This is a genomic window from Streptomyces roseochromogenus subsp. oscitans DS 12.976, from assembly GCF_000497445.1.
In the GTDB taxonomy this organism is placed as follows: Bacteria; Actinomycetota; Actinomycetes; order Streptomycetales; family Streptomycetaceae; genus Streptomyces; species Streptomyces oscitans.
On sequence record NZ_CM002285.1, the window covers coordinates 254,359 to 270,703 of the forward strand.

Here is a 16,345-nt window from a genome sequence, read left to right on the forward strand (position 1 = left end):
GAAGGAGGGGCTGATGTCCGCTGCCCACGACGAGGCCCGGGCGATGCCCGACGGCCCGGTGCTCTACGAGAAGCGGGGCCCGGTCGCTACCGTCACCATGAACCGGCCCGACTACCGCAACGCCCAGAACTCCGCGATGACCTACGCCCTGGACCGCGCCTTCTACCGCGCTGCCGACGACGACGAGGTCAAGGTCATGGTCCTCGCCGGCACGGGAAAGCACTTCTCCGCCGGGCACGACATCGGCAGCCCCGAGCGTGACGCCCACCTGCCGTTCGCCCGCAAGGCCGGACTGTGGTGGGACCACTCGGACAAGGCGGGCGCCGAAGGCCGCTTCGCCCGCGAGTCCGAGGTCTACCTGGGCATGTGCCGCCGCTGGCGCGAGCTGCCCAAGCCCGTGATCGCCTCGGTGCAGGGCGCATGCGTCGCGGGCGGGCTGATGCTCGCCTGGGTCTGTGACCTGATCGTCGCCTCCGACGACGCGTTCTTCGCCGACCCCGTGGTGCGGATGGGCATCCCCGGTGTCGAGTTCTTCGCCCACCCGTGGGTGATGCCCCCGCGGATCGCCAAGGAGTTCCTCTACACCGGTGACCGGATGAGCGCCCGGCGGGCGTACGAGATCGGCATGGTCAACCGGGTGGTGCCACGCGAGGAACTGGCCGACCGGACCATGGAGTTGGCGGAGCAGATCGCCGACATGCCGCGGATGGGCCTGGCGCTGACCAAGCGCGCGGTCAACCAGGCCGAGGACCTGCAGGGGCTGCACGCCGGGCTGGACTCCGTGTTCGGACTGCACCACCTCGCCCACGCCCACAACGCCGAGACCGCCGAGGACTCCCTCGGCGGCATGGACATCCGCGCCATGAAGGCGGCCGGAACGAAGGAGGCCTGATGGACCTGGAATTCTCCGCCGCGGAGGACGCCTTCCGGGCCGAGGCCCGCGCCTGGCTCGCCGCCCACGTCCCGGACACCCCGCTGCCCTCCCTGGAGACAGCGGAGGGCTTCGCGGCCCACCGGCAGTGGGAGCGCACGCTGTTCGCCGACCGCTGGTCGGTGGTCTCCTGGCCCGAGGACTACGGCGGCCGGGGCGCCTCGATCCTGCAATGGCTGATCTTCGAGGAGGAGTACTACGCCGCCGGCGCGCCTGGACGCGTCAGCCAGAACGGCATCAGCCTCCTCGCCCCCACCCTCTTCGAGCACGGCACGGCCGAGCAGCGCGCCCGGATCCTGCCGCCCATGGCGAGCGGCGAGGCGATCTGGGCCCAGGCCTGGTCCGAACCGGAAGCAGGCTCGGACCTCGCCTCGCTGCGCTCCACCGCCGTACGGACCGACGGCGGCTGGCGCTTGAGCGGCCAGAAGACCTGGTCGTCGCGGGCCGCGTTCGCCGACCGGGCCTTCGGCCTCTTCCGCAGCGACCCGGACGCCCCGAAGCCCCACCAGGGACTGACGTATCTGATGTTCCCGCTGGACGCCGAAGGAGTGACCGTACGGCCCATCGGGCGGCTGGACGGCAAGCCCGCCTTCGCCGAGCTGTTCCTCGACGGGGTCTTCGTGCCCGACGAGGACGTCATCGGCGAGCCCGGACAGGGCTGGCGGGTGGCGATGAGCACAGCGGGCAACGAGCGCGGGCTCACCCTGCGCAGCCCCGGCCGGTTCACCGCGGCCGCCGTCCGCCTCACCGCCCTGTGGCGCGGCCAGGCCGACCCCTCCGACACCGCGCTGCGCGACCGGGTGGCCGACGCGGTGATCGGCGCCCGCGCCTACCAGCTGTTCACCTACGCAGGCGCCTCCCGCCTGGCCGCGGGGAGCCGGATCGGCGCGGAGTCCAGCCTGAACAAGGTCTTCTGGTCGGAGCTGGACATCGCGCTCCACGAGACCGCCCTCGACCTGCTCGGCCCGTACGGAGAACTCGCCGACGGCGCCCAGGAGGCCCCCTCCCACGGCAGCTGGGCCGAGGGTCACACCTTCTCCCTCGCCGGTCCCCTCTACGCCGGGACCAATGAGATCCAGCGCGACATCATCGCCGAGCGGCTGCTCGGCCTGCCGAAGGGACGCCGGTGATGCGATTCCTCCTCGACGACGAGCAGCGGGAGTTCGGCCGCACCCTGGACGGCCTGCTGGAGGCGGCCGGCACACCGGCGGTCGTACGGGCCTGGGCGGCCGGGGACACCGCACCCGGCCGCGCCCTGTGGGCCCGCCTGGCCGAGGCCGGCGTGTTCGCCCTCGCCGTGCCGGAGCAGCACGACGGGCTCGGCCCGCTCCCCGTCGAACTCGCCGTCGCCTTCGGCGAGCTGGGCCGCCACGCGGTGCCGGGGCCGCTGGTGGAGACGGTGGCCGCGGCCGCCCTCCTCGACCGCCTGGGCGACGGTGACGTGACGCGGACGTGGCTGCCGCAGATCGCCTCCGGCAAGGCCGTCGTCTCGCTGTGCGGACCGGGAGCGAGCAGCCCCTACGCCCTGGACGCGGACGCGTCCGACGCCGTGTTCGTCATCGACGGCGACACGCTGCGGGTGGCCGACGGGCACGGGCCGGTCCAGCCGTCCCTCGACCCGGCCCGGCGACTGGCCCGGCCACACGGCGGAACCGTCCTGGCCCACGGGCCCCAGGTGATCGCGGCGGCCGCGCACGCCGCCGATGTCGCGGCCCTGGCCACGGCCGCCCAGGCCCTCGGGCTGGGCCGAGCCCTCCTCGCCCGCACCGTCGGCTACGTCGGGCAGCGCACCCAGTTCGGGGTCGCCATCGGCTCCTTCCAGTCGGTCAAGCACCGGCTCGCCGACACGCTCATCGCCCTGGAGTTCGCCGAGCCTCTTCTGCACGCCGCGGCTCTCGCGCTGGCCACGGCAGATCCGGCCGCAGGCCGGGAGATCGCAGCGGCGAAAGTCTCCGCCGGCGAGGCGGCGTACGCGGCGGCCCGTACGGCCCTGCAGCTTCACGGGGCCGTCGGATACACCGAGGAGCTGGACCTCTCCCTGTGGATCCGCAAAGCGCGCCCTCTCCGGGACGCATGGGGCACCCCCGCTGCCTGCCGCGACCGCGTCCTCGCCCCCTGAGATCGGGCCCCCGCTGCCGTTCGCCGACAGGCCGCTCTCCTCCTCGGGAGTCGTCCCCAGGACGAGGAGAAACCCGGAGCCGAGCTGCGGCACACCACACGGAGCCATACGAAAGGAGCAGCTGAGTGAGACTGACGGAGGAGCAGGAAGAGCTGCGGGCCGCTGTGCGGTCGCTGCTCGCACGCCACGACGGCGCGGCGGCCTGGCGGCCCCTGACCGAGCAGATCGGCGTGGCGGGACTCGCCGTCCCGGAGGACTACGGCGGCGCGGGCTGCGGGGCCCGGGAAGTCCACGTGGTCATGGAGGAGTTGGGGCGTGAGCTGATCCCCGCGCCCTACCTCGGCTCCGCGGTGCTCACGGTGCAGGCGCTGCTCGCGTCCGGTGACCGGGCGGCCTGCGCACGACTGCTCCCGTCCCTCGCGGACGGCCGCACGGTGGGCGGGCTGGCCTGGGCCGAGCAGAGTTCCTGGGACGCCTCGGCGATCCGGGCCGCCGCGACACCCGGACCCGGCGGAACATGGCGGATCACCGGAGCGAAGCATCACGTGCTGAACGGCACGGAGGCCGATGTGCTGCTGGTCGCCGCCCGTACGGCTGCCGGCGTCTCGCTCTTCGAAGTGGCCGTGGACGGCACGGGTGTACGACGCGAGGCGGCCGTGACGATGGACCAGACCCGGGCCCAGGCCCGGGTCATCCTCGACGGCGCCGAGGGACGGCTGATCGGTACGGACGGCCAGGGCAGCAGGGTGCTGGCACACGTCCTGGACGTCGCCTGCACGGCACTGGCCGCCGAGCAGGTAGGCGCGGCCGAGCGCTGCCTCGAGCTGACGGTCGCCTACGCCCGGGAGCGCGTCCAGTTCGGCCGCACCGTCGGCTCCTTCCAGGCGGTGAAGCACCGGCTGGCAGACGCGTACGTGCTGGTGGAGTCGGCGCGTTCGGCGGCGCTCGGCGCGGCGTTCGCAGCCGCCGACGACTCACCGGCACTGCCCCGCTATGCGGCCGTCGCCAAGTCCGCCTGTTCGGAGGCGTTTTCCGCAGTCGCGGGCGAGATGATCCAGCTGCACGGCGGCATAGCCATCACCTGGGAGCACGCCGCCCACCGCTACTTCAAACGCGCCCACGGATCGGGCCAGCTGTTCGGCTCACCAGCCTGGCACCGCAGCCGGCTGGCCGCCGGCCTGGGCCTCACCCCGGCCTGACCGAACGGGGCACTTGACGCACGAACCCGGCCGGTATCCAATCAAGATATTCCGATTAGAAATATTCCTACTAGGAATAAGAGAGGAAGTAATGTCCACACTCACCCCCAAGGCCGTTCCCCTGCGGACCTCGCAGGTCGACGAAGCGGCGATGCGGGAAGTACTCAGCAGCTTCTGCACCGGGGTCGCGGTGATCACCGCGACGCAGCCCGGCGGGCGACCCGCCGGAATGGCCGTCCAATCGTTCTCCTCGGTGTCGCTGGACCCGCCCCTGGTGTGCTTCTGCCCGGCACAGACCTCGTCCACCTGGCCGAAGATCCGCGCGGCCGGGCGCTTCGCCGTCAACATCCTCTCGGCGGACCAGCAGCAGCTGTGCCGGCGGTTCGCCGTGACCGGCGGGGACAAGTTCGCCGGGGTCGACTGGCAGCCCGGCCTGAACGGCGCACCGCTGCTCGACGGGGCGCTCGCGACAATCGAGTGCGACCTGGCGGGGACCTTTCCCGGCGGCGACCACGTGATCGCGCTGGGCAGGGTCACCGCGCCGGCGTCCGCGGACGGGATCCGGGACACCGACCCGCTCCTGTACTTCCGCAGGACCTACGGGCGCCTGCGTTCCAGCTCTTCCAGGTCGGCCAGCATCGCGTCGGCCAGGTCCCGCTCCGAGGCGTAGTACCGCTCCGCCCACTTGAGGGTGAGCACGGGGTAGGCCCACGCCTCCTCGGCACGGCCGCCCTCGGCGTCGGCCTCGGCACGCTGCCGCATGGTCTCGGCGTACTCCCGGTGCCGGGCGAGCACTTCGCGCATCTGCTCCGGTTCCAGCAGGTGGCCGAGCCACAGTCGTAGCATGACGCCGTGCTTGAGCACCGGTGGCTCCACCGGTGCCTCGCGCGCCCAGGTGCGGACCGCCTCCATCCCCTCGTCGGTGATCCGGTAGACCCGTTTGTCGCGGTTGCCGGTCTCCTGCGCGACCATCCGCGAGGTGACGTAGCCGGCGTTCTCCAGGCGCTTGAGCTCACCGTAGATCTGGCTGAACGAAGGGCTCCAGTAGAAGAAGCGCAGCGACCAGTCCGCCCACTTCTTCAGGTCGTACCCGGACAGCTCCTCACCGAAGGAGAGCAGTCCGAGCACCGCCCAACTGGTCGCCGGGAGGCCCGGGCGCTCCGCATCGCCACCGCTCTTCGCACCGCTCATCCTCTGCTCAGCCACACCGGCAGTCTACGGAGCCGTGCGGGCCGTCCCGCCCAGGTCCCGGGGACGACGGCCGCCCGGCGCAGGCTGTACGAGGGCGCGTGCGACTGTGCAGCCCCGCGTGCAACCGCACACTCCGATCGAAGCCACGGAGAATGCGACGGCGGGTCCCTCCGTTCCAGGCAGCTGGGGTGCCCGCGGTTCGTTTTACCGCTTGGGCAAGGCGCTACGTCGCGGCTCCGTGGCCGAGGCGTGGCGCACCACTGACCAGGCCCTCGGTCACCCGTGAGCGTGTACGACTTCGACTCGGATCACGGTCGGCTCTACCTGATCACGGAGCTCGTCGAGGGCTGGACCCTGGACCGGGGACGCGCGCCGCGCGGCACCCTGGCCCGCACGAGGCGGCCGGTATCGCGGTGCAGAAGGCGGCCGCGCCGGTCACCACCGCCCGCATCAGCGACCCTCGGGCCCGGTGACCGCCGGCGCCGCCGCCGGGGGCAGGCCTGCGAGGACCGAGTCTGCGCGACGGCGCCAGGTGTAGCGCTCCAGGAGTTGCCGGCGTGCCTCGTCGCCGAGCCTGCGGCGCAGTGGCCCGTCCGCGAGCAGTTCGGTCAGCGCGTCAGCCCATGCGTCGGTGTCGTCGGGCGGGCGCAGCAGGCAGTTGACCCGGTCCTGCAGGACCTCGCGCAGTACGGGAAGGTCCGAGACGATCATGGGGAGTCCGTGGGCCATGTACTCGAACACCTTCATGGGAGAGGTCCAGCGGCCGATCTCGTCGAGCTTGCCCCAGGTGTAGACCTTGCTCTCATGGGGGGACAGGAGTAGGTCGAAGTTGCGGTAGTAGGAGGGGAGTTCCGTCGGCGGGCGGTGCCCGTGGAAGTGCACGTTGGACAGGTCGCAGCTCGTTTCCCAGCGTTCGCGGTACTCGGGGGTGCCGCCGACGAGGTGGAAGTCGAGGCCCGGGAAGCGGCGGGCGAGGCGGAGGATGAGGCCGATGCCGCGCCCTTCGTAGAGATGACCGACGTAGCCGATCCGCGGCACGTCCGGGCGGCCGGGGAGCTGTCGGAGCGGCCGGTCGGGAGTGGGATCGACCGGATCGGCGCAGTCGGGGGCCACGAGGATGGGCAGGGCACCCAGGTCGGCGTACGTGCTCCGCAGGTCGTGGGCGAGGGCGTGGGTGATGGTGACGAGGCGCGTGAGCCGTGGTCGGGCCAGCAGATCGCGTTCGGTTCCGGCCGGTTCGAGGTCCCTGCGCAGCTGATGGGCCTCGTAGACGAACGGGGCCAGGTCCGCCGCGGCGCAGAGGCCGTACGGGTCCCGTCCGTAGACGAGCTCCGGCACTCCGTCGCGTTCCAGCAGGCCCCGTACGCGTTCGGCACGTTTCCAATAGCCGGAGGGCGTGTAGTCCGCAACGGGGACCGTGCGGATAGGGAACCGGTGGCGCACACCGTAATAGGCGTACGGGTCTTCGGCGGGATGGGAGCCGGGGAGGGTGTACAAGGTGACCTCGTGGCCGGCGGCGGTGAAAGCGTCGCACATGCGCATGACGTGGACGCCGTTGGCGAAGACGGAAGGGATGCTTCCGGCATGCAGGTAGGCGAGGCGCATCTCCCCGGCTTCTCCTCCTCGTGGGCCGCGATCGGACGAGGCGCCCGGGGTCCCCGGAGCCCGGTTCACGGCATGTCTCACTCGACAGCATGAATTGACGAGGCGTCAAGAGGTCTGATTCGGAAGGCATTTGCTGACCGCTCCACAGGATCCGGCATTCATGTCCGGGCAGGCGGGGCACGCCGCGGATCGGGGCGTCCCCGCCGGTGGCAGCGTGTGCGTGATGTCGCGATTACCGCTTGTGAGGGGTTGCCGGCCTGCCTAGCGTGACGTTGCCGGACGTCCCCGACAGCCGGTGGAGCCGGTAATTCGAAGGGAGATCGGGATGGAAGACATCGAGCAGATCCCCGAGGACGAGCTGCCCGAGCTCGCGTTGATGGTCGACATACCGAGCAGCTGACGCGGCTTCACGTCGTTGCGGGCGGTAGGCCGGGACACCGCGTCCGGCCCACCGCTCGTCCGTCCAGGGACCTGGAGGTGTCCGCGGTGCGTGTCGCACCCGACGCACGGCAGAGCGCTGAGGAACGTACGGTCCTGGTCCGCATGACCCGGTCTGCCCTGGCCCGGGCCGGACTGGCGGTGACCCCGGCCGAGGCCGCACACCCTGCCGTCGTCGAGATCGCGCATCTCGCGCAGCGGGGGGTGCACGTCGGTACTGCGGACCCCGAGCGCATCGGCCGGCTCGGCCGCATGCTCGACTGGGCGCGCGCCGGCATCACCGGCCCGCCGCCGCCCGCCGCCACCCGGCCTGTCGAGCCGGCAGCGCCCGCCCCGCACCTCGAACGCAGCGTCGCCCGCGCCCGTAACAGCCTGCCGGCCCGGGACGATGGCGCGGGAAAGCCACGGGAATCCGCCCTTGTCGCGTGGCGCGAGCACGACCGCGAGAGGCTCCGCGAGACCATCGCGCTGCTGACGGCGGCCTGGCCCGAGGCCTGGGCGGAGCTGGAGGAGGTCCTGTTCCAGGTAGCCCTGCTGGACGGGTCGGCCATCGACGGGTTCACCGACTTCGGGGTCCACGGTGCGGTGTTCATCCACCGGGACCGCCTGGGGCCCGGCCCCGGTGCCCTGCCGGGCACGGTCCGCCTGGCCGAAGCACTGGTCCACGAGGGCGCGCACACCCGCTGCAACGCCGCGTCCGTCGCCGCCGCGCCCTTTCTGCGGCCGGCACAGGGCGAGGCGCAGCTGGTCGCCACCCCGCTGCGGATCGACCCGCGTCCACTGACCGGTCTGTTCCAGCAGGTGGTCGTGCTGGCCCGGAGCGTGATGCTGTACGAACGGGTTCTGGACTCGGGTACCGAGGCCTCGGCGTCGGCGGCCGTACGGTTGCGCCGGGACGAGCTGGCCGCCGACGCCCTCGCGGGGGTGCGGACGCTGATGGACCACCGCGACGCGCTCACCGACCACGGGGTGTCCGTCCTGGAGGACGCCGCCCGCGTGGCTGGGATCCGGGCCTGATGGCCGCGCGCCCTTGGGAACCCGAGGTGTTCGCCCCCTACCCCGACTGGCCCGATGTCGTCTTCGCGCGTGTCGCCGCCCACTCACCGCAGTTCGATCCCGTGTGCGCGGCGGGCGACCGGCCCGTCGTCATCGGGAGCGCGGCCGGGCACCGAAAGGACCGCGTCGTCGCGAGCGCGCGCGGCGAACTCCTCGAACGGGTCGGCAACATCCTGGCGGGCCGCGCCGCGGAAGCCGGGGGCGCGATCGTGGCCAGCCACGACGAGCTGCGCCGCAAAGGCGTACCCGCCCTCGACCCGGCCGAACTGGCCCGCGACGAGCGGGACGGGCCGCCGGACGCGGCGCGCGGCGCCCGGCGGCTGTGGGTGCTCGGGCACGTCGTCCCGGGCGGCACCCCGATGCACGTACCCGCCGGCGCCGTGTTCCTCCACCACCGGCCCCCGCCCGGCTGCGACCCCCGCCCCGGTGCCGGGTCCACCGGTGTCGCCTCACACCCCGATCTCCGGGCCGCTGCCGAACACGCGGCCTGGGAAGTCCTCGAACGCGACCTCATCCGCAGAAGCTGGTACGGGCTGTCCCCCGCCCCTGCCCTCCTGCGCTCTCCCGCTCTGCCCCGACCGCTCGCGGAGCTGCTCGACGGCCTCGGGCTCGAGGTCACCGTCCTCGACGTCCCCGCGCCCGAAGGGTCCCGGTGCGTGGCCGTCTGCCTGCACGCGCCCGACCGCACCCGGCAGTCGTTCGGCGCCCGGTGCGGGCCCGCCGGCGACATCGGCCCGCTGGTGGAAAGGGCCGCCTACGAGGCCCTGATGGTGCGCTGGAGCATGCACTCCCCCGTGGGCCGCGACACCTGGGCCCGGTGGCAGGGCCGCAGCGCGCCGGATTCGGCCGTCCGGCACGCGCTGTGGGCGTACCACCGGCAGGACAGCCTGCGGGCATGGACCGACGCGGGCACCGGCACGGCTGCCGTGCGGTGTGCCGGCCGGGCCGTTCCCCCGGTGGTCGCGCCGGCACGGAGCGGCCAGGAGGCGTTGTCCGCGCACACCGGCGCTCAGGTCATCGTCGTGGAGACGACCCCTGCGCCGATCCGTGAGCTCGGCACGAACGTCGTACGGGTCGTGGCCCCCTCGGCATCGCCCCTGCCGACGCGCCCGGACGACGAGCGCGGCCCGCCGGCCGCCCGTGGCCCGCACCCCTTCGGCTGATGCCACGCTCCGTCGATCGACCACGCCCGCGAACGAGGAGAACCGGACCATGCCCCCGCGCCATGACCTCCCCTCCGCGACAGCGGCCGCCGAACGCGGCACTGCACCGTACGGGAACGGCAGTCCCGACCCGGCGGTCACGGAAGCCGGATACACGGCCCGGTATGCGGCCGACTACGACCGGTGGTTCGCCAAACCGGGCGTCACCGGCGCGACGGTCGACACGCTCGCCGGGCTCGCCGGTCCGGGGCCGGTGCTCGAGCTCGGCATAGGCACCGGCAGGGTGGCTCTGCCCCTGGCCGAGCGCGGTCTCGAAGTCCACGGTGTCGACGCGTCCGAGGCCATGGTCCGGCGGCTGCACGCGAAGCCGGGCGGGTCCCGGGTGCCCGTCACGCTCGGCGACTTCGCCGAGGTACCGGTCTCCGGGACCTACTCCTTGGTCTACGCCGTCGGCGGCACGTTCTTCGAGCTCCCCGACCGGAAGGCCAAGGAACGCTGTCTCGCCTCGGTCGCCGACCACCTGGCCCCCGGTGGGACGTTCGTCGTCGATGCACACGTTCCCGAAGCGCTCGCCGTCGCCGCTGCCTCCGGCGTGCCGGAGACCATCGCGGACTGCGACGACCACCTCATCCTCTGCCGACGGCTGATCGACCCATCGGCCCAGACCTACCACTCCCACTACCTCGTCCACGAGGCAGACCGGACCCATCACTTCCGGGTGCGCTTCCACTACGTGTCCCCCGGCGAACTCGACTACATGGCCGAACGCGCCGGACTCATTCTGATGCGGCGTCACGGATCCTGGAGCGGGGCGCCGTACACCCGGCACAGCACCTACCACGTCTCCGTCTACACACCTCGCTGACGGCGCCTTCCCTTCCGTCTCCGGTCCACGGCGCCTCCGCCGTCAAGCACCGCACGTGGCCTGCCCCCTCTCCCGAGCCCCATGGCCGAACACCCTCCCGGAGTGAGTGATCGTGACAGGCACGAACCCGCCCAGCCCCGAGACGGCATTCCCCTTCCCGCACCGCGACGGACTCGGTCCCCTCCCGGAATTCGCCTTCCTGCGCCGGGAGCTGCCCTGCGCCCGTATCCGCCTTCCCAGCGGAGACCCCGCCTGGCTGGTGACCCGGTACGCGGACGTGCGTACCGTGCTGGCCGACCCCCGTTTCAGCCGGGAGCGCGCCACCCGCGGGAAGCAGAGCCCGCGGATGGCCCGCGTCACCACGCTGCCCGACTCGATCCTGGCCGCCGACCCCCCGATCCACACCCGACTCCGCAGGCTCGTCGCCCCGGCCTTCACCGTCCGCCGCGCGGAGGCCTTGCGGCAGGATGTGGCCCGGCTGGTGGAAAGCCTTCTCGACGGACTCGCCGCCGCCGAGCAGCCCGCCGACCTGGTGCCCCTCTTCACCCGGCCTCTGCCCCTGGCCGTCATCTGCGACCTGCTCGGCACCCCGCGCGACCACGGCGATCAACTGGACGCGTGGTGCGACGCGCTCCGCAATCTCACGGCGGTTCCCGACGCGGCGGTCTCCGAGGCCGTCGAGGAGATGACCGACTACCTCGCCGGGCTCATCGCCGCCAAGCGCCGCCACCCCGGAAACGACGTGCTGAGCGTCCTGATCTCCGCTCGCGACGACGCCGACCGGCTCACCCACGACGAGCTGATCTCCTTCAGCCTGGTGCTCCTCGCCGGCGGCTACGGCACCACGGCGGACCGCCTCGCCGGCATGCTCCACCTCCTGCTCGACGAACCCGCCCGCTACCAGCGCCTGCGCAATGCCCCGGACACCATTCCCAGGTCCGTCGAGGAACTCCTGCGCTACGCCCAGACCAACGTCCAGGCGAACCTGCGCGTCGTCACCGAGGACCTGGAGCTCGCCGGAGTCACCCTCCGCGCGGGCGACGCGGTCATGGCGATCAACTCCTCCGCCAATCACGACGAAACCGTCTTCGACGCCCCCGACCAGCTGCTCCTCGACCGCACCCGCAACCCCCACCTCGCCTTCGGACACGGCGTCCACCACTGCGTCGGGGCACAGCTCGCACGCGTCCAGCTCCAGGAAGCCCTGGCCGGGCTCTGCCGCCGCTTCCCGGCCCTGCGTGCCGCGGCCTCGCCGGTCTGGAAAACGGGCCTCAAGACCCGGGCACCCAGAACCCTGCCCGTGACCTGGTGAGGAGGTCCCGCCCCATGCGCACCCGCCCCTTCGGACCGACCGGAGCCGCCGTCGCGGTCATCGGGCAGGGCACCTGGCAGCTCGAGCGCGCCGATCAACGCACCGCCATCCGTACGCTCAACGCCGGTATCGACGCCGGAATGACCCACATCGACACCGCCGAGTCGTACGGGGGCGGCAGGGTGGAAGAAATCGTCGGCCGAGCCGTACGGCACCGCCGCCAGGACGTCTTCCTCGCCTCCAAGGTCCGCCCCGCCCACGCCGACGCACGCGGCACCGTGGCCGCCTGTGAACGCAGCCTCCGCCGCCTGGGCACCGACCACCTGGACCTCTACCTCCTGCACTGGCCCAGTGACCACCCTCTGGACGAAACCCTCGCGGCCCTGCGCACGCTCCGCCAGGCCGGAAAGATCCGCCACTACGGCGTCAGCAACTTCCACGACGAGCTCCTGGACAAGCTGTTCACCCGTACCGAACCGGGCGAGTTGGCTTGCAACCAGGTCATCTACCACCTCGGAGACCGCTCCATCGAGCGCCGCACGGCCCCCGCGTGCCTGGCCGCGGGCACTGCCGTCGTCGGCTACAGCCCCTTCGGGCTGGGATCGTTCCCGCCCTCCCCACGGGCTGCCACCGTCCTGGACGAGACCGCCCGCGCCCACGGTGCCACGCGCCACCAGATCGCCCTCGCCTTCCTCACCCGGACCTGCGGCACTTTCGCCATCCCGAAGACCGCCACGCCCGCCCGGGCCGGCGAGAACGCCGCCGCGGCCGACATCGTCCTCGGCCGGGAGGAGACGGCCCGCATCTCCGAGGCGTGCCCCCTTCCTCCCTAAGATCCGGACCATTCCCGGACCACAGCCCCGGCTTACCCAGCAGGTGCAGCGTCCTGGCTGACGGGGTCCCACTCCTGCAGGGACTGCTCGATGAGGTGGTTCGCCTGCTCCCGGACGCCGTCCAGGAACTTGGCGTAGTGACGGAAGAGGACCTCGATGCTCTGGCCCGCGTGGCGAGCGCATTCGGCTGGGTCCACACCGGAGTACAACCAGAACGAGATCCCAGCGTGCCGGAAATCGTAGGGCCGCTTGGCCAAGCCGGAGGCAAGCTCTGTGCGGGTCAGGACGTACTTCCGTGTCCGCGCCCAAGTCGCGCCATGCGCAGCGGCACCCGGCCCTTCAACTCCCGCCCCCAGAGCAAGGAATCGCCTTGAGCGAGCTGACCGCCAACCGCATCCGCACCACGGCCGCCAAGCTCGGCCTGCCCCATCTCGCCGACGGGCTGGACCAGTTGGCCCGCCGGGCCGAGGAGGGCAAGCTCGGCTGTCTCGACTTGCTCGACCTGGTGCTGTCCGAGGAACTCGCGGTCCGTGTCGTGAGGTCGGCCACCAGCCCCTCGAACGAGCCGAGGCGAACCCGGTCTTGCAGGTCATCTCGAAGCGTTACGAGAAGGGCTTGATCGGCGTGTCGGCTCTGATCCCGGAGCCGCCGCGGAAGGTCGGGCCGCCGGCCGTGGCCGCGGGGTATAGGCGGCGCAGGCCGAGGCGCGGATCGGCGGTCATTTCTTCGCGGTGCAGGAGACGCCGTTCGGTGTGCGGAGGATCATCGGCGATGTGCGAGGAAGGGTGTTGCGGCGGTCGCCGCCGTGTCGGTCGCGATCGGAGGCACCGAGATGCTGACGGCCGAGGAATTGCCGGCAGCGGGCGTTGGTTTCGAGCGGTCGGGCCGCGTGAGCTCTATGGGCCGGGCATGGGCCCCAGCGGCAGGACGGTCTCCACGGTGTCGGGGCTGCTGCCCGTCGCCGGGCCCGTGCCGCGCGCCCAAGGGGTGAGCTATCGGTCTGCTCCGTAGCGGAGCCCGTCGAGGAGCAGGTCGAGGAGGCGGCCGGCCCGTTCACGTTGGGCCGGAGCGCTGGCGATCAGTGCGACGCCACTGAGGCTGAGGCCGACGTCGATGGGCTCGATGTCCGAGCGCAGGAGCCCCGCTTCGGAGCCGGCGTGCAGCAGGGTGCCGACCGCGGTGCTGAGCTTGTCGAGGGTCTCGGCGAAGGGGTCCGCGCCGGAAGCGACCGCAGCCCGCAGGGCGTCCGCCATGCCCTGCTTGGCGGCCAGGTAGTCGATGAACCGGTCCATCCACAGGCGCATTGCCCGGTCCGGCGGGAAGTCGGCCAGCAATTCAGGGGCGCTGTCGCAGACCCGGGCCAGCTCGTTGCGGTAGGCCGCCTCGACCAGCGCCTCGCGCGTGGGGAAGTGGCGGTAGAGCGTGGCCGAGCCGACGCCCGCAGTCTTGGCGATCGTGTCGATCGGGACGTCCGCGCCCTTCTCGGAGAAGGCGCGCACGGCCGCTTCAAGGATGCGCTCCCGGTTGCGGCGGGCATCGGCGCGCAGCGGGCTCGGCTGGGTGGTCAAGGCTGCTCCCTTCGTCATGAGACCAGTCTAACTGGACAACCGGAGAGTTCTCCGGTTACCGTCACAGCTAACCGGGGAGTTCCCCGATTACAGTCGACGTCCACTACTCCTGACGAGGGAGAACCCTTGATGACCAGCGAAAAGACGGTTCTGATCACCGGCACGTCCTCCGGTATCGGCCTGGCCGCCGCCATCGGCGCCGCCCGGGCCGGCTGGACGACCATCGCCACCATGCGCGACATGGGCAAGGCCGAGGTCCTGCTCAAGGCTGCCACCGAGAACGACGTCGCCCACCGTGTCCAGGTCAAGCGCCTGGACGTGGTCGACCCCGAGAGCATCGCCGCCTGTCTGGATGAGGTGATCGCCGAGCACAGCCACCTCGATGCACTGGTCAACAATGCCGGCGCCGCCCAGGTCGGCACCATCGAACAGAGCAGCCTCGATGAGTTCCGCGCCGCCATGGAGGTCAACTTCTTCGGCGTGGTGGCCACCACCCGCGCCGCCCTGCCCCACCTGCGCGCCGCCCAGGGCCGGGTGATCACCGTCACCAGCGTCGGCGGCGTCGTCGGCCAGCCCTTCAACGAGGCGTACTGCGCGGCCAAGTTCGCCGTCGAGGGCTTCATGGAGTCGCTCGCCCCCGTCGCCGCCACCGTCGGCGTCGACGTCACCGTGGTCGAACCCGGCGCGGTCGCGAGCGAGTTCGTCGCCAACCTCAGCCTGGACGTTCCCGCCCTGCTCGCCGCGGCCGGGCCCTACGCCCCGGCCCTCCAGGCGTACATCGCCCGCACCCGGGACTCTTTCGGCAACGCCCAGACCCCCGCCGAGGCCGCCGCCCCGATCATCGACGCCCTGACCGGCGACCGCCCGCCCTTCCGCATCCAGACCTCGCAGTGGGCCCGCGACTTCGTCGCCACCACGCTCGCCGACCTCGACGGCTCCGCCGTCCAGGACCTCACCCGCACCTGGGTCCGCTGAACCACCCCAGAACAGGATCACCCCGAGCTGGCCATGCCCCTCCCCGACGGCCGGGTCCTGCACGCCTTCGACGAAGTCGCCGCCCAGCATGCACAGACAGGCGAACGAGTCGACCTCAGCACCCACCACCTGATCGACCTCGTGATCACCCCCGGCGAGGACGGCGACCACCGCATCACCGTCGACTTCGCCCGGGAAGGCATCACCCGCACCGGCCAGCCGATGACCGCCCTCACCCGCCACGACTGGACCCTCACCGACACCGGCGAGCGCTACCTGCACCTGAAGCGCTTCCACACCACCGCCCTGGAACCCTTCACCCCGGTGACCGCCGAAGAGGCGCTCGCTCACCACGACACCGCCCAAAGGCCCAACTGAGTCGCCCTCATCCCGAGGCCCGCCCCTGGGGACTTCGGGGGTTGGAGGTCGAGCCCCTGGTGAGGTTGGCCAGCGACCTCTTCAGGTGCGACCACACGCCCACGACGGGGTTGAGCTCGGGAGCATACGGCTGCGGCGGTGACCCGCACCACCGGGGTATGGCCCCGGCGGCCCCAGGTACGGCCCTTGGACGGCCTCAGACCCTGGCCGGCTTCGCCCTCGAAGCACAGCCAGGCGCCCAAGTCCGCCGTCCTCTCTTTATGACGGGCCACTGCTCGCCCTTCCGAGCGGCGATCTTCGCCTCGTCCCGCTCGGTGGCCTGGCGGGAGGGGACCTGCACACTCCAGCCGATGCGGTGCAGCAGCAGGTCCAGCCCGGCCAGGGTGTACTCGGCACCGAACCGGCGGCGCACGATGTCGGCCATCCGCGCCAGCGTCCGGCACTGGTCACTCCAGCCGGAGGCGGCCGGGCCCGCATCCAACACCGCATCCAGAAGAACGAGTTGTCAGGCGTCGAGCTTGCAGCGGGCGCCGCCTGGACCCTTGGAGGCCAGGACCTGCCGCCCCTCGAAGCCAACGCCCGCCGCCAGCGGTTCGCCGACATCCGGGCCATCTCCCGGACACTGGCCCCCGCTTCGATCAAGCCAGCGGCTGCGAGCCGGACTTGCTCACGGCGAGCCCCTCCCGGCATAGCGCGGCCCACGACAGCCGTC

The 16,345-nt window shown here is 72.0% G+C and carries 17 protein-coding genes and 1 pseudogene; 13 read left to right on the plus strand and 5 right to left on the minus strand.

The genetic code is table 11. The features are described 5' to 3' along the window. Window positions 1–13 precede the first annotated feature (13 nt). From M878_RS51715 to M878_RS51735, 5 genes are all read left to right on the plus strand, one after another. Window positions 14–892, plus strand: coding sequence for an enoyl-CoA hydratase (locus tag M878_RS51715; RefSeq protein WP_023544299.1), 879 nt, complete (start codon window positions 14–16; stop codon window positions 890–892). Continuing rightward, window positions 892–2,061 carry an acyl-CoA dehydrogenase family protein gene (locus tag M878_RS51720; protein WP_023544300.1) on the plus strand — a complete coding sequence of 390 codons (1,170 nt, stop codon included), beginning with the start codon at window positions 892–894 and terminating at the stop codon, window positions 2,059–2,061. The genes M878_RS51715 and M878_RS51720 overlap by 1 nt, the downstream gene beginning before the upstream one ends. Further along, window positions 2,061–3,050: an acyl-CoA dehydrogenase family protein gene (locus tag M878_RS51725; RefSeq protein ID WP_023544301.1), complete on the plus strand. Its 990-nt coding sequence runs from the start codon at window positions 2,061–2,063 to the stop codon at window positions 3,048–3,050. Before M878_RS51720 ends, M878_RS51725 begins: the two co-directional genes overlap by 1 nt. Window positions 3,051–3,175: 125 nt before the next feature. Next, window positions 3,176–4,249: an acyl-CoA dehydrogenase family protein gene (locus tag M878_RS51730; RefSeq protein ID WP_023544302.1), complete on the plus strand. Its 1,074-nt coding sequence runs from the start codon at window positions 3,176–3,178 to the stop codon at window positions 4,247–4,249. Between the two features lie 91 nt (window positions 4,250–4,340). Next, complete coding sequence (locus M878_RS51735) at window positions 4,341–4,919, plus strand: flavin reductase family protein (RefSeq protein ID WP_023544303.1); 579 nt, start codon at window positions 4,341–4,343, stop codon at window positions 4,917–4,919. Here the strand turns inward: M878_RS51735 and M878_RS51740 are convergent. Both M878_RS51740 and M878_RS51745 read right to left on the minus strand, forming a co-directional pair. Further along, window positions 4,847–5,440, minus strand: a complete 594-nt coding sequence (locus M878_RS51740) for a PadR family transcriptional regulator (RefSeq protein ID WP_023544304.1) — start codon at window positions 5,438–5,440, stop codon at window positions 4,847–4,849. The two genes, M878_RS51735 and M878_RS51740, sit on opposite strands and share 73 nt — an antisense overlap. Before the next feature lie 450 nt (window positions 5,441–5,890). Then, window positions 5,891–7,045: a glycosyltransferase family 4 protein gene (locus M878_RS51745; protein WP_023544305.1), complete on the minus strand. Its 1,155-nt coding sequence runs from the start codon at window positions 7,043–7,045 to the stop codon at window positions 5,891–5,893. 486 nt (window positions 7,046–7,531) lie between these two features. On the opposite strand from M878_RS51745, the gene M878_RS51750 reads away from it, so the two are divergent. From M878_RS51750 to M878_RS51770, 5 genes are all read left to right on the plus strand, one after another. Beyond that, window positions 7,532–8,500, plus strand: a complete 969-nt coding sequence (locus tag M878_RS51750) for an aKG-HExxH-type peptide beta-hydroxylase (protein WP_158692617.1) — start codon at window positions 7,532–7,534, stop codon at window positions 8,498–8,500. Continuing rightward, window positions 8,500–9,702: a YcaO-like family protein gene (locus M878_RS51755; RefSeq protein WP_023544308.1), complete on the plus strand. Its 1,203-nt coding sequence runs from the start codon at window positions 8,500–8,502 to the stop codon at window positions 9,700–9,702. Before M878_RS51750 ends, M878_RS51755 begins: the two co-directional genes overlap by 1 nt. A 49-nt stretch (window positions 9,703–9,751) precedes the next feature. Further along, on the plus strand, window positions 9,752–10,567 hold the full coding sequence (locus M878_RS51760; protein WP_023544309.1) for a class I SAM-dependent methyltransferase: 816 nt from the start codon (window positions 9,752–9,754) through the stop codon (window positions 10,565–10,567). Between the two features lie 112 nt (window positions 10,568–10,679). Continuing rightward, on the plus strand, window positions 10,680–11,879 hold the full coding sequence (locus M878_RS51765; protein ID WP_031223641.1) for a cytochrome P450: 1,200 nt from the start codon (window positions 10,680–10,682) through the stop codon (window positions 11,877–11,879). A gap of 14 nt (window positions 11,880–11,893) precedes the next feature. After that, the gene (locus tag M878_RS51770; RefSeq protein WP_023544311.1) at window positions 11,894–12,712 is read left to right on the plus strand and encodes an aldo/keto reductase; all 819 of its coding nucleotides are present in this window, start codon (window positions 11,894–11,896) and stop codon (window positions 12,710–12,712) included. Between the two features lie 32 nt (window positions 12,713–12,744). Here M878_RS51770 and M878_RS99330 read toward each other — a convergent pair whose 3' ends face one another. Further along, on the minus strand, window positions 12,745–12,909 hold the full coding sequence (locus M878_RS99330; protein ID WP_245238006.1) for an integrase: 165 nt from the start codon (window positions 12,907–12,909) through the stop codon (window positions 12,745–12,747). 173 nt (window positions 12,910–13,082) lie between these two features. On the opposite strand from M878_RS99330, the gene M878_RS92025 reads away from it, so the two are divergent. Then, a complete protein-coding gene (locus M878_RS92025; RefSeq protein ID WP_023544313.1) occupies window positions 13,083–13,331 on the plus strand; it encodes an ATP-binding protein in 249 nt (82 codons plus the stop codon). Between the two features lie 373 nt (window positions 13,332–13,704). Here the strand turns inward: M878_RS92025 and M878_RS51780 are convergent, their stop codons facing one another. Further along, a complete protein-coding gene (locus tag M878_RS51780) occupies window positions 13,705–14,298 on the minus strand; it encodes a TetR/AcrR family transcriptional regulator (RefSeq protein ID WP_051430054.1) in 594 nt (197 codons plus the stop codon). A 111-nt stretch (window positions 14,299–14,409) separates the two neighbouring features. Between M878_RS51780 and M878_RS51785 the strand changes: the two genes are divergently transcribed. Together M878_RS51785 and M878_RS51790 are read left to right on the plus strand one after the other, a co-directional pair. After that, window positions 14,410–15,255, plus strand: a complete 846-nt coding sequence (locus M878_RS51785; protein ID WP_023544316.1) for an SDR family NAD(P)-dependent oxidoreductase — start codon at window positions 14,410–14,412, stop codon at window positions 15,253–15,255. 33 nt (window positions 15,256–15,288) lie between these two features. Next, on the plus strand, window positions 15,289–15,633 hold the full coding sequence (locus M878_RS51790; RefSeq protein WP_023544317.1) for a hypothetical protein: 345 nt from the start codon (window positions 15,289–15,291) through the stop codon (window positions 15,631–15,633). Window positions 15,634–15,764: 131 nt separating this feature from the next. On the opposite strand, the pseudogene M878_RS000000101675 reads toward M878_RS51790, so the two are convergent. Beyond that, window positions 15,765–16,323 (minus strand): annotated as a pseudogene (locus tag M878_RS000000101675) (winged helix-turn-helix domain-containing protein); the annotation flags it as partial. Window positions 16,324–16,345 lie beyond the last annotated feature (22 nt).